Source organism: Roseomonas mucosa ATCC BAA-692 (assembly GCF_000622225.1).
Classification (GTDB): Bacteria; Pseudomonadota; Alphaproteobacteria; order Acetobacterales; family Acetobacteraceae; genus Roseomonas; species Roseomonas mucosa.
Genome location: NZ_JHWD01000017.1, coordinates 1 through 12,919 on the forward strand (window position 1 = coordinate 1; position 12,919 = coordinate 12,919).

The following is a 12,919-nucleotide window of genomic DNA, read 5'->3' on the forward strand; positions in this document are numbered from 1 at the left end:
CCGAGCGTCCGGCGCGGAAGATCTCCGCCGGCGAGCCTTCCTCCTCGACCAGCCCCTGGTGCAGGAAGACGACACGCGAGGAGACGTCACGCGCGAAGCCCATCTCATGCGTGACCACCAGCATGGTGCGCCCTTCCTCCGCCAGGGAGCGCATGACGCGCAGGACCTCACCCACCAGCTCCGGATCGAGGGCCGAGGTCGGTTCGTCGAAGAGCATCACCTCCGGCCGCTGCGCCAGGGCGCGGGCGATGGCGGCGCGCTGCTGCTGACCACCGGAAAGATGCGCCGGGTAGTGGTCGCGCTTGTCGGCGATGCCGACGCGTGCCAGCAGTGCTTCCGCTTCCGCGACGCATTCGGCACGCGGGCGCTTCTGCACATGGACCGGCACTTCGATCAGGTTCTCCAGCACCGTGCGGTGGGACCAGAGGTTGAAGCTCTGGAAAACCATGCCGATGCGCGTGCGCAGGCGGTTCACCTGCCGCATATCCACGGGCCGCGTGCCGTGCCGCGTGTGGCGCAGGGCAATGGCCTCGCCCGTGATGCTGACCTCGCCGCTGTCGGGCACTTCCAGCATGTTGATGCAGCGGAGCATGGTGGACTTGCCGGAACCGGAGGAGCCGAGGATCGACAGCACCTCGCCCCGCCGGGCCTCCAGCGAGATGCCCTTCAGCACCTCCAGCGGGCCGAAGCTCTTGCGCAAATCCCGCAGCCTGACGACGGGCGCGTCGCTCATGCGGTCCCTCCCTTTCCGATGGCCGCCGCCAGGGCCGGGGGCCGCCCGGGGTCCAGCCGGCGCTCCAGGGCATGGACGAGGCGCGTCAGCACGAAGTTGATGACGAGGTAGATGGCCCCGGCCACGGCGAAGACCTCGACCGTGCGGTAGCTCTGCGCGATCAGCTTCGCCGCGATACCGGTGATCTCCATCAGCGTGATGATCGAGGCCAGCGAGGTGGCCTTCACCATCAGGATCAGCTCGTTGCCATAGGTCGGCAGGGCCTGGCGCAGCGCCAGCGGCAGCACCACGCGCCGCAGCAGCAGCCAGCGCCCCATTCCGGCGGCGCGTGCGGCCTCCATTTGCTCGCGCTGCACCGAGGCGAGGCCGCCCCGGATGATCTCCCCGCCATAGGCGGCGGTGTTCAGGGTCAGCGCGATCACCGCGCACCAGGTGGGATCGCGCAGCACGGGCCAGAGAAAGGACGTGCGTATCTCGCGGAACTGGCTGAGGCCGTAATAGATGAGGAAAAGCTGCACCAGCAGCGGCGTGCCGCGGAAGACGAAGATGTAGAAGCGCGCCGGCCAGTCCAGCCAGCGCAGGCCGGACCGCCGCATCGCCGCCAGCAGCAGCGCCAGCACGGCGCCGAGGGCGACCGAACTCGCTGCCAGTTGCAGCGTCAGCGGCACCCCGGCCAGCAGGCGCAGGAAGGTGTCGGCAAGGAAGGGAAGATCGAGGGACAGGTCCATCAGCCTCTCCTCAGCCCACGCAGGGCGTGCCGCTCAGCCCGCCGCAATCCCCAGCCGGAGAGCGAGGAGATGACGAGATAGAGGATCGCCGCCCCCAGAAAGAAGCTGAAGGGCTGGCGCGTCGAGCCCGCGCCGATCTGCGCCTGGCGCATCAGCTCCACCACGCCGGTGACGGAGATCAGGGCGGTGTCCTTCAGCACGATCTGCCAGACATTCCCCAGCCCCGGCAGGGCATGGCGCAGCACCAGCGGCGCCACGATGCGGCGCAGGCGCAGCAGCCGCGGCATGCCGGCGGCAAGGGCGGCCTCGATCTCGCCGGCCGGCACGGCGCGGAAGGCACCGCGCAGCACCTCGGTGTGATAGGCGCCGCAGATCACGCCCACCGCCAGCGTGCCGGCGAGGAAGCCGGGCAGGCTGAAGAACCCCCCGGCGCCAAGGAGATGCGCGAGCGGCGTCAGGATGGCGGAGGAGCCGAAATAGAAGAGGTAGATCACCAACAGCTCGGGGATGCCGCGCAGCATCGTCGTGTAGGCATCCGCCAGCGTCCGCAGCAGCCTTCCGCCGCCGAGCTTGGCCCAGGCGCCCAGCGCCCCGATGGCCAGCCCCACCAGAAAGCCGGACAGGGCGACGGCGAGCGTCACCAGGGCGGCCAGCAGCATGGCGGCGCCCCAGCCCTGTGGGCCGAATCCCATCAGATCGAGGAAGCCCGGCGGGTTCATGCGGTTCCTGTCCCCCTGCCGCCCTGTCGCAGCAAGGACCATGCCGCCGGGGAGCGGACAGGCTGGCTTCCGCCCCTGCCGGCCGTGCTCAGGCGATCCGCTCCAGATCCTCCCGCCGCACCGGATGCAGTGGCGCCTCCCCGATCAGGAAGCGCTCGATCCCGGTGAGGCCGAGCGCGGTCATGCGCCAGGGCTTGTTGCCGGAACGGCGTGGACCCTCATCATCGGCTGCCCCCGTATCACCACCAATGCTTCCGCTCCGCCGATCGCAGGGCGCTTTCCAGATCGGGCAGGTCCTGGTGCCAGAGCCGCTCCCATTCCAGGCTCAGCAGCCCGGCATAGCCATCCGCGCGCAGAGCGGCCATCAGCGCCTCCATGGGGAATTCCCCTTCGCCCGGCAGGACGTAGCTGTAGCCGAAGCGTTCGCTCGGCCGCGAAACGCTGTCCTTCACATGGATATGCGCGACATGCGAGCGAAGCATCCGCCACGCCTCGACCGGATGTGCGCCGCCCTTGCGCCAGGTGTGATGGGAATCCCAGAGGATCAGGCACCCCGGCTCCATCTCCAGGAAACGGCGCAGCGTCGCGGGATCGGCCAGCGCGTCATGCGTCTCGACGGCGATCTCCACGTGCCAGCCCCGCTCCCGCCGCAGGTGCCGCCACCAGGACAGCGTCTCCCGCGCCTCCTCCAGCCCCGCCGGATCCCCGATGCGGCCGCCGTCGAAGACGCGCAGGCTGTCCACGCCCATCGCCTCGGCCCAGGGCAAAAAGCGCAGGAAGGCGTCACGGTCCCCAGGTCCGTTGCCGATCAGGCGCAGCGAGGTGCCGATGGCCGCCACCCGTACCGGTGCCTCCGCCAGCCGTGCCGCGAGGCGCTCCGGACTGCCATAGCGCCGCTCGAACAGGCCGGGCAGTTCCACCGCGCCCTCCAGCGCGCGCAGTTCCACACAAGGAATGCCGTGCCGTGCCGCGAGGGCCAGCACATCCTCCAGCGCCAGCTCCGCGCAGCCCAGCGTGGAAAAGGCGCGCCGCATCGCGGCTTTTCCGGGTGCCGTCATGGCCGGGGCGATGCCCGGTTCGCCAAGGGGCGCCCCGCATCCTCAGGCTCGCCGCAAGGCAGGAGCCGGAAGGCGGACAGCACACCGCGCCGGGTGATGCAGGATGCCTGCATGACGTTCTCCCTCACGGTTCTGACCGTCTTCTCCCCGGGCCGATGCCCGGCGCGGCCGCCTCCGCCGAGGTAACCGTAGGGTTACCTCCTGGCCTGGTCAATGAAACCCGGGCCGCCCGCGCCCCGCTCCTATCCTGGCCGGAACTGCACCAGCAGCCGCCCGTGCAGGGCCGAGACCCCCACCTGCGCCCGCACGCCGAAGACCGCCTCGATGCGCTCCTCGGTCAGCACAGTCTCCGGCGTCCCGGCGGCGACCACGCGGCCGCCCTGCATCAGCGCCACCTCGTCGCAGTACATGGCGGCGAGGTTCAGGTCGTGCAGCGCCACGATGCTGGTCACCGGTAGGCGCGCCACCAGCCGCAGCAGTTCAAGCTGGTGCTTGATATCCAGATGGTTGGTCGGCTCGTCCAGCAGCAGCTCGGTCGGGGCCTGGGCCAGGGCGCGGGCGATCTGCGCGCGCTGGCGCTCGCCGCCGGAGAGGGTCTGCCAGCGCTGTTCGCGCAGCGCCTCCAGCCCCACCTGCCGCAGGGCCGCGCTGACGGCCGCCTCGTCGGCCTCCGTCCAGCCGGAAAGCGGGCCGCGATGCGGCACGCGGCCGAGCCGCACCACGTCGAGCACGGTGACCGGCGCCTCGGTCACCGCATGCTGCTCGACGAAGGCGGCGCGCCGGGCGATGGCGGCGCGCGAAAGCCGGGCGATGTCCTCGCCGCCCAGCGTCACCACCCCGCTCGCCGTGCGGCGCAGCCCGGCCAGCAGGCGCAGCAGGCTGGACTTGCCGGAGCCGTTGGGGCCGAGCAGCCCCAGCATGCGCCCTGGCCGTGCGGCCAGCGTCACGCCATCCACGATCATGCGCCGCCCGCTGCCCCAGGAGACACGCTCCGCTGCGACACTCATGGGCGTGGCGCCCGTGTCCGGCCCCGGGGGAGGCGCCGGGTGGCAAGGTCAGCCTGCCGCCCGATCCCGCAGGGCAGGCGGATCAGTGGGGCTCCCGGAAAGAAAGGAAACACCGTCTCCGCGCCGACGGCACCCGCAGTCGCCGGAGAGCCAGGCTCTCCGGCGCGATGCGGCCGCCGCGAGCGCCAACGAACCGGGTCCAGGGCCCGCAGGGTCCTGGTGGATAGGGGGTCCGGGGGAAAGGCGAAGCCTTCCCCCCGGGGGGCGCGACGTTCAAGCATGAGGCACCCCCCGCCTCACACCGAACGCCGGGACCGGCAGAGGATCACGGCGAAGGCCGGGGCGCCGAACAGGGCCGTCACCACGCCGATCGGCAGGGTCTGCTGCGGCACCAGGATGCGCGAGAGGATATCGGCCAGCACCGCCAGGATCGCGCCCATGATCAGCGAGGCCGGCAGCAGCCGCGCGTGGGAGGGGCCGACCAGGAAGCGCGCTGCGTGCGGCACCACCAGCCCGACGAAGCCCACCGTGCCGGTGATGCTGACCAGCACCGCGGTCATCGCCGCCGTCACCGCGAAGAGCAGGGCGCGCACCCGGCCCACCGGGATGCCCAGCGTCATCGCCGCATCGGCGCCGAAGGTGAAGGCATCCAGCGCCCGGGCCTGGAACAGGCAGACGAGGCTCGCCACCAGCACGGTGGGCGCGGCGAGAGCGAGGTCGGGCCAGCGCACGCCGCTGAGGTTGCCGAGCAGCCAGAACATGACGCCGCGCGCCTGTTCAGCATTCGCGGCGGTGGTGACGACATAGGCGGTGATGGCGTTGAAGAGCTGCGAGGCGACGACGCCGGCCAGGATCACCCGCTCCGCCCCGCCGCCGGAGGCCCTGGCCAGGGCGGCCACGGCCAGCAGCGCGGCGAGCGCGCCGAAGAAGGCGCCGCCGGAGAGCGAGACCAGCCCGCCGCCCAGACCGAGCACCACCACCATCACGGCGCCGGTCGAGGCGCCGGCGGAGATGCCCAGCACATAGGGCTCGGCCAGCGGGTTGCGCAGCAGCGCCTGCAGCACCGCCCCCGCCACCGCCAGCCCGCCGCCCAGGCAGGCCGCCATCAGGGCGCGGCTGAGCCGGTAGTCCCAGATCACCCCCTCCTGGATGCGGCTGACCGCGTAGCCCGCGCCGAGGAGCCGGTTGGCCAGCGTCTTGAGCGTGGTGGCGAGGGGGACCGGCATCTCGCCCACCGAGACGGCCAGGGCGATGCAGAGGCCGAGCAGCAGCAGTGCCAGCAGGGCCAGCGCCAGCCGGGCGGCCCGGCCGGTGGCGCCGGGCCGGGCCGTCACCAGGCCGCGGATCGCCGGCTGGGCGGCCTCCAGCGGCATTCCGTCGCTGGCCAGGCCACTCACGGCTTCGTCCCGCTTCCCTGGGCCGGGCTCCGGTCGGCCGGGATCTGCTTCTCCAGGTCCTGGATGCCCCTGGCCACGGCCTCGATGCCGTCGATGGTGCGCAGCGTCGGGTTCATCGACTGTGCGCCCACCACCACGAAGCGCCGCGCCCGCACCGCCGGCATCTGGCTGGCGACCGGGTCCGCCTCCAGGAACTGGCGCTTGACGTTCACGTCGTCGGCGGGGAAGCGGCGGCGCGTCATCTCGCCCATCACGATCACCGAGGGGTTGGCGGTGGCGATGGCCTCCCAGCTCACGGTCGGCCATTCCTCGGTCGTCTGGATGACGTTGCGCAGGCCCAGCAGCCGCGCGATGTAGCCCGGCGCGCCATTGGTGCCGGCGACGAAGGCATCGCCCTTCACGTCGCGGCTGGAGAACCAGAAGACCACCGGCAGGCCCTGTGCCCGCACCGAGGCGACCGCCGCCACCGCGTCGGCCTCGCGCTTCCTGAGCTGCGCCACCAGCGCGGCGCCGCGGTCCTGTACGTCGAAGATCGCGGCGAGGTCCTGGATCTCCTGGTAGAGCAGCTCCATCGTGTAGGGCTGGCTCCGCACCCCGTCGCCGCTGCCGGAATTGTCCTTGCCCGTGCAATCCGAGGGCGAGATGTAGGTGGGGATGCCGAGGTCGGTGAACTGCTCCCGCCGCCCGACCCGCCCGCGCGGCCCGACATGCCATTCGAGCTGTACGGTGACGAGGTCAGGCTCCTTGCCCACCACGGATTCGAAGCTCGGGTCATTGTCCGCGAGGCGGGGGACGCGGGCGTTCTCCTCGGCGAATTGCGACAGCACCGGCTCCACCCAGAGCGCGGTGCCGGCGATCCGGTCGCCAAGGCCGAGGGCGTAGAGGATCTCCGTCTCCGACTGGCCGATGGAGACCACCCGCCGCGGCGCCTTCGGGAAGGTGAGGTCGAGGCCGCAGTTGCGGATGTGCAGCGGATAGCGGGTCGGCTCCGCCGCCGGCCGCGCCATGGCGCCGGATAGCATGAGGCCCGCACCGAGGGCGAGGCCGGCGAGGCGCAACAGCCTGCCCCGTCGCGGAAGGGCCAGGGCCGAAAGCATCGGAAGGGACGGCATGGATCAGGCTCCCGCCTCCGGAGCACCCCGCCCGGCGGCCTGGTGAAGCGACGACGGCAGGTCTCCTGGCTCGCGGCTTCCGGTCGTGGCGCGGGGCGCCATGCCGGCTTCGCGGGCCCTGTCTTCCCGGGCCCCGGCCTCCATGGAGGACGCGGGCTCAGTGACCCGCTCTGCCGCCTCCGGAAGGGGCGGCAGGGCGGACGGGCCAGCGGGGGACCGCTGACAGTTGCGGGGGCAGCGGCCGACTTGCTCCCGGGCGCGGGGCCCGGCCGGAGCGCACGGCCTTCCCTTTTCACCCGCTCGCGCGGGACCGTCGACGGGCGAACCTAGCCCGCGCGGGGGCCGGCGGGCAAGGCGGCGCCGCGCCGCCCGCGGCGCGCGATCCCCCGCCCCGCCGCGCAGCACCGGCACGGCGGCAAGGACATGTGGCAGGGCCATGCCGTGGCGCTGGCGGTGGGCGGCATCGAAGGCCGCGCGCTCCAGCGCCTCGCAGCGGTCGAGATGGCGCAGCAGCAGCCGTTCCGCCCGTTCCGAGGAGGCATGGCGCCGCCGCCACAGGCGCCAGAGGAGATGCGCGTTCACCGCCCAGGCGTCATAGGCATGGTCCTGCATCCGCCGCCGCACGGCGGGCGGCAGGGCGTCGAAGCAGGCCCATTCGTCGCCCTCCCAGCGGCGCCAGACCGCTTCCCGGACGGTGTTGTCGTTTCCCGGCACGCCGCTCACCCCCAGGCCGGGAAAGGGTCCGGCAACCGGGCCCAGGCGCGCGGTCCACCCCGCATCTCCGCCCCGGTCAGCAGGCAGGCATCGAGCTGCCGGCGCAGCGCCGCCTCGTCCATCCCGGCACCGATGAAGACCACCTCCTGCCGCCGGTCCCCGAAGGGCTCCCGCCACTGGGCGCGGATGCCGTCCCGCCATTGCGGATCGTCCGGCCAGCGCGAGTGGTCCACCGCCGCGAACCAGTAGCCCGCCGCCTCATGCCGCCCGACCTGCCCGGCGAGCTGCCAGGAGCCGGCCCAGTCCATGCGCGTGGCCAGCCAGAAGAAGCCCTTGGCCCGCACCACCCCTGACAGGTCGGATTCGATGAACGCCTTCCACCGCGCCGGGTGCAGCGGCTGCCGCGCCCGCCAGACGAAGGAGCGGATGCCGAACTCCTCGCTTTCCGGCAGGTGCCCGCCCGCCAGGGCCTGGGCCCAGCCCGCCGCGCGCTGCGCCCGGGCGAAGTCGAAGCGCCCCGTGCCCAGCACCTCGGACAGCGCGACGCGGCCGTGGTCGGCGGCGATGATGGCGGCCCCGGGGTTGAAGGTGGCGAGCAGCACGGCCAGCCGCTCCCGCTCCGCCACGTCCATGCGGTCTATCTTGTTGATCACCAGCACGTCGGCGAACTCGACCTGCTCCACCAGCAGGTCCACCAGCAGCCGGTCGTCCTCCTCGCCCGCCACCTCCCCCCGGGCGCGCAGCGTGTCGGCGGAGCCGTAGTCGCGCAGGAAGGCCGGGCCATCGACCACGGTCACCATCGTGTCCAGCCGCGCCAGGTCGCCCAGGCTGCGCCCCGCCTCGTCGCGGAAGTCGAAGGTCGCCGCCACCGGCATGGGCTCGGCGATGCCGGTGCTCTCGATCACCAGCGCGTCGAAGTGCCCTTCCCGCGCCAAGCGGGCGACCTCCACCATCAGGTCCTCGCGCAGGGTGCAGCAGATGCAGCCATTGCTCATCTCCACCAGCTTCTCGCTGGTGCGGGTCAGCACGCCCTCCGCCGAGGGCGCGCCGGCGACCAGCGCGGCGTCGATGTTCACCTCGCTCATGTCGTTGACGATGACGGCGACGCGCTGGCCCTCGCGGTTGGCGAGGATGTGGTTCAGCAGCGTCGTCTTGCCCGCGCCCAGGAAGCCGGAGAGCACGGTGACGGGGAGACGGGTGTCAGAGGGCATGGTCATGCAGCGGAATCCGTCCGGCTTCGTCGAGGCAGAGGAGCAGCCGGGGCACGGGCGGGCCGTCCATCGGCGGGGAGCGGTGCACCAGCCCGCGGCCGGGCGCGGAGGGGTGGGCATCGCCCTTGAGGATCGCGGCATCGCCGGTGCCCAGGCGCGCGGGCACGGGCCCCTGCCGCGGGTCGTGGGCGCGGGCGGCCTCCGCCCCGAACAGGGGCAGCCATTCCGTGCCCGCCCCGGCATAGGTGCAGAGCAGGCGCAGTCCCACCGCATCGGCATGGAAGCGGCGGCAGGCATCGCCGGCGACGCCTTCCAGCCGGGCCTGGATGCGCTTGCGGCCGAGGATCACGGAGAAGCTGACCGCCAGCCAGCGGATGTCGCGCAGCAGGGCGGGCGGCAACGGCGCCGGCAGCTTCGCGGCGAGGCGGAGGGCGCAGTCCTCGGCCTCCTCCTCCACCGCCACGCGGAAGGGGGCGAGGCGCAGCAGGGCCTGCAGGCCGGTGGGTTCCGGCGGCGGGCGCTGCCAGATGGCGAGCGGCACGTCGGGCCGGCGGATCTCCATCAGCACGCCAGGGTCGGCGGCGGCCAGGATGCGGAGGGCGCCGTCATCGGGCGCGGTCAGGGTCTCGCTGAGGAACACGACCCGGGGTTTATACGGAACGTTATAACATTACAACACCTGGATCGCCGCTCCCGGATCCTGGGGCCCCGGGGGCTTTGCCCCGGGGCCGGAGGCCGCCCGCTACCAGCTCCGCAGGCGGCGCAGGCGCGGGGTCTTCTTGTGCTGGTGCTCGCCCATGCGCCCGAGCAGCGAGTCCAGCTCGGCGATGGCGCGGTGCAGGTAGGGGCCCTTGTTCAGCATGACGCATTCGGCCCGCGCCGCCATCGCGGCGTCGGTCATCTCGCCGCGCGAGGGCGCGCCCTTCTTGATCAGCCGCTCCAGCACCTGGGTCGCCCAGATCACCGGCACATGCGCGGCCTCGCCCAGCCAGAGGATCTCCTCCTGCATCTCCGCCATCCGGGCGAAGCCGATCTCCACCGCCAGATCGCCACGCGCGATCATGATCGCCGTCGGCTGCTGCCCGGCGGCACGCGTCAGGATGGCCGGCAGGGCACGGACAGCCCGCGTGGTTTCGATCTTCAGGATCAGCGACAGGTTCCGCCAGTCGTCGGGCCGGCGGCGCTGCAGCTCCTCCTGGAGCAGGGCCACGTCCTGGGCCGACTGCACGAAGGAATAGCCGATGCCATCGGCATGCCGCGCGACGAAGTCCAGGTCCTGCCGGTCCTGGTCGGTCAGCGCGGCGCAGTGCAGGTCGGTGTCGGGGAAGTTGATGCCCTTCTCCGCCTTCAGCTTCATGCTGCCGCCCGCCACGGTGCTGACGCGCGCCACCAGCCCCCAGCTCTCCACCCGCTCGATGCTGGCGCCCAGCTTGCCGTCGTCGATGAACAGCCGCTCTCCCGGCCGGACCATGGTCAGCACCTCGCCCAGCGTGCATTCCACCGCCGCATGCGGCCCCTCCAGCGCCACCGCCCCGATCCCGCCGGGCGGGGTGACGACCAGCCGGTCGCCTTCCGCCACGCGGTGCGCGCCGGCCACCCGCACCTCGCCGGTGCGGATCTTCGGTCCGCCCAGATCCATGATCACCTTCATGCGCCGGCCGGTGGCGGCCTCGGCCGCATGGACATGCGCGATCATGCGCTGCCATGCCTCCCGCCCGTCATGGGCGCAGTTGATCCGCACCGCCTCCACGCCACGCTCCGCCAGCTTCCGCATGAAGGCGGGGTCGTCGGCGGCCTCGCTCGGGCAGGTGACCAGCAGATGCACCGGCCGCTGCGGCGAGGCCGGGCCCAGCACCATCCGCGTCCGTTCCGCGAGGTGGCGCTCCCCGTCGAAGAAGGCGGTGGGCGACACCAGTGGCTCCTCGGGCGGCCGCCCGGCCAGGGCCGCCAGGGCACGCTCCACACTTTCCAGCACGGGCAGCACGCGGCTTTCCAGCCGGCCCAGCGAGGAAAGGCCCAGCAGCATCAGCGGCCGCTGCAAGGGCCGCAGGTCCCGGTGCCGCAGCGCCAGATAGCAGGCGAGGTTCTCCGCGCCTGGCCGGAAGTCGGGCTGGTGGAGCGAGCCCTCCCATTGCCGCACCAAGCCGCGCCCTTCCTCGCGCACCGCCTTCAGCAGAGCCCGGATCTCGGCATGCAGGGCCGGCACGTCCACCGGCCGGTCCTCCTCGGGGATTGGCTGCCCTGCAGCTTCGGAAGACCGGGCGGGATCGTCGGGCATGCGGCATCTCCTGCGGGACAACCGCCTTTCTAGCGCGGCCTGCCCGGCCCCGGCGTGAAGCTGCCGTGACGCGGCGCCGACAAGGCGTGCCGGATCAGCCCCGCTTGGCCTGTGCCGCCATGCGCACCGTGGCATTGGCCGCGCCGAAGCCGGTGGCGCCGCGGCGCTCGATCATCTCGAAGAAGAAGCGGTGCTCGAAGGCGCGCAGGTAGAAATGCAGCAGCTCGCCCCCCGCATCACGGTCGTAGAGCACGTCATGCTGCTGCAGCCTGCGCAGGAAATCGTCGTCCAGTCCCCATTTCGCCTGCAGGTCGTCGTAGTAGTTCGCCGGCATCGACAGGGTTTCCGCCCCGCGCCGGCGCACGTCCCGAACGCTGGCGAAGATGTCGGCCGTGTCGAAGGCGATGTGGTGCACGCCCGCCCCGGCGAAGGCGGTGACGAAGCGGCCGGTGGAGGTCTTCTGCCCCTCCGAGATGTTCAGCGGCAGGCGCAGCGCGCCGTTGCCGGACACCACGGCGCGGCTGCGCACCAACCCCTGCGGATCGGCGAGGTCCCAGATCGACTGCGGCTCCAGCCCGAAGACACTGCGCCAGAACAGGACGGCGGAATCCATCGTGCCGTTGGGCAGGGCGAGCGCGACATGGTCGATGCTGGCGAAGCCGCTGTCGCCAGCCACCACGCCTTCCTCCAGCATGGCGAAATCGTCCTGCCAGCAGCTTTTCCCCGGCCGCGGCGCCTCGACCAGCAGGATCAGCGTGCCGTCCGTGTTGCGGATGCCCGAGATCGGCAGTTCGCCCTCGCCCCGGTGCTCCTGCCAGTCGGAGCAGAGCAGCTTGCGGGCGCGCGTCAGGGTCTGCTCCACATCGTCCACCCGCACGGCGAAGGCGCAGACCGAGGGACCGTGGAGCTGGAAATGCTCGGAGGCGGCGCTATCCTGCTCGCTGTTCAGCACCAGGGAAACATCGCTCTGGCGGTAGAGGTCCACATCCTTGCTGCGGTGCCGTCCGACGCGGCGGAAGCCGATGCGTTCCAGATAGGTGGCGAGCTTGCGCCGCGCACTCTCGTCCACCGCGAATTCCAGGAACTCCACCCGCTCCGCCACCGGCGGCGGCGGCAGGTCCAGCACGCCGGTGCGGGATTCGGTGAAGATCAGCGAGCGCAGCCCGTCGCGCGCCGTGGCACGGGCCGGAAGGGTGCGGAAATCGTCGTTGAAGATTTCCAGCGACAAGGGGCCGCGATAGCCGGAGGCCACCACCGCGCGGGTGAAATCCTCCACCGGCAGGTCGCCCTGGCCGGGGAAGTTGCGGAAGTGCCGGCTCCAGGACAGCACGTCCATGGTCAGCTTCGGCGCGTCGGCGAGCTGCACGAAGAAGATGCGATCGCCGGGCACCTGGGCGATGCCGGAAGGGTCGTCGCCCAGGGACAGGGTGTGGAAGCTGTCGAGGATCAGCCCCAGGCCAGGGTGGCCCGCCTGCTGCACGATCTTCCAGGCATGGCTCCAGCGCCGGATGTTCTGGCCCCAGGCCAGGGCCTCGAAGCCGACGCGCAGGCCGCGCTTCGCCGCCCGCTCCGCCATCTCCCGCAGGTCGGCGGCGGCCCGGGCATCGTCGTCCAGGCTGTGCGGCTGCGTGTTGGAGCAGACCAGCAGCAGGTCGGTGCCCAGCGCCTGCATCACGTCGAACTTGCGCTCGGCGCGGTCCATGTTGCGGGCGCGCTGCGGCTCCGGCATGGCCTCGAAGTCGCGGAAGGGCTGGAAGATGGCGATCTCCAGCCCCAGGTCGCGCGCCGCCTTGCGCACATCGGCGGGCGTGCCCTCGAAGGTGAGGAGGTCGTTCTCGAAGATCTCCACCCCGTCGAAGCCTGCCGCGGCCGCCGCCTCCAGCTTGTCGAGCAGGTTTCCGCTCAGCGAGACCGTGGCGATCGAGCGCGCGAAGCGCGACTTCGTGGGCAGCATGGCGGTCT

11 protein-coding genes, 1 pseudogene and 1 riboswitch are annotated in these 12,919 nt (G+C 72.1%); all 12 genes and pseudogenes read right to left on the reverse strand.

The window, feature by feature from the left end; genetic code table 11:
* Nucleotides 1-733 (reverse strand): ABC transporter ATP-binding protein (locus BT98_RS24585; RefSeq protein WP_037251067.1); only part of this gene is annotated, 733 nt, incomplete at its 3' end.
* Entirely contained in the window at nt 730-1,461 is a 732-nt protein-coding gene (locus tag BT98_RS0115005; RefSeq protein WP_019463112.1) for an ABC transporter permease, read from the reverse strand. The genes BT98_RS0115005 and BT98_RS24585, both read right to left, overlap by 4 nt.
* Nucleotides 1,461-2,180, reverse strand: coding sequence for an ABC transporter permease (locus BT98_RS0115010; protein ID WP_019463113.1), 720 nt, complete (start codon nt 2,178-2,180; stop codon nt 1,461-1,463). Before BT98_RS0115010 ends, BT98_RS0115005 begins: the two co-directional genes overlap by 1 nt.
* Before the next feature lie 239 nt (nt 2,181-2,419).
* Complete coding sequence (locus BT98_RS0115020; RefSeq protein ID WP_019463115.1) at nt 2,420-3,214, reverse strand: sugar phosphate isomerase/epimerase family protein; 795 nt, start codon at nt 3,212-3,214, stop codon at nt 2,420-2,422.
* 266 nt (nt 3,215-3,480) lie between these two features.
* On the reverse strand, nt 3,481-4,245 hold the full coding sequence (locus BT98_RS0115025; protein ID WP_026033564.1) for an ABC transporter ATP-binding protein: 765 nt from the start codon (nt 4,243-4,245) through the stop codon (nt 3,481-3,483).
* Nucleotides 4,246-4,541: 296 nt separating this feature from the next.
* Complete coding sequence (locus BT98_RS0115030; protein ID WP_019461691.1) at nt 4,542-5,642, reverse strand: FecCD family ABC transporter permease; 1,101 nt, start codon at nt 5,640-5,642, stop codon at nt 4,542-4,544.
* Nucleotides 5,639-6,754, reverse strand: coding sequence for an ABC transporter substrate-binding protein (locus BT98_RS0115035; protein ID WP_237719382.1), 1,116 nt, complete (start codon nt 6,752-6,754; stop codon nt 5,639-5,641). The genes BT98_RS0115030 and BT98_RS0115035 overlap by 4 nt, the downstream gene beginning before the upstream one ends.
* Nucleotides 6,755-6,792: 38 nt before the next feature.
* Nucleotides 6,793-7,084, reverse strand: a riboswitch (cobalamin riboswitch).
* 153 nt (nt 7,085-7,237) lie between these two features.
* Nucleotides 7,238-7,477 (reverse strand): annotated as a pseudogene (locus BT98_RS28125) (DUF6525 family protein); the annotation flags it as partial.
* Nucleotides 7,474-8,685 carry a zinc metallochaperone GTPase ZigA gene (gene zigA, locus BT98_RS0115045; RefSeq protein WP_019461694.1) on the reverse strand — a complete coding sequence of 404 codons (1,212 nt, stop codon included), beginning with the start codon at nt 8,683-8,685 and terminating at the stop codon, nt 7,474-7,476. The pseudogene BT98_RS28125 and the gene zigA, both read right to left, overlap by 4 nt.
* Nucleotides 8,669-9,319: a DUF1826 domain-containing protein gene (locus BT98_RS26210; RefSeq protein WP_019461695.1), complete on the reverse strand. Its 651-nt coding sequence runs from the start codon at nt 9,317-9,319 to the stop codon at nt 8,669-8,671. Before BT98_RS26210 ends, zigA begins: the two co-directional genes overlap by 17 nt.
* 102 nt (nt 9,320-9,421) lie before the next feature.
* Nucleotides 9,422-10,957: a pyruvate kinase gene (locus BT98_RS0115055; protein ID WP_019461696.1), complete on the reverse strand. Its 1,536-nt coding sequence runs from the start codon at nt 10,955-10,957 to the stop codon at nt 9,422-9,424.
* A 94-nt stretch (nt 10,958-11,051) separates the two neighbouring features.
* Nucleotides 11,052-12,911 carry a bifunctional sugar phosphate isomerase/epimerase/4-hydroxyphenylpyruvate dioxygenase family protein gene (locus tag BT98_RS0115060; RefSeq protein WP_019461697.1) on the reverse strand — a complete coding sequence of 620 codons (1,860 nt, stop codon included), beginning with the start codon at nt 12,909-12,911 and terminating at the stop codon, nt 11,052-11,054.
* Between the last annotated feature and the right edge of the window lie 8 nt (nt 12,912-12,919).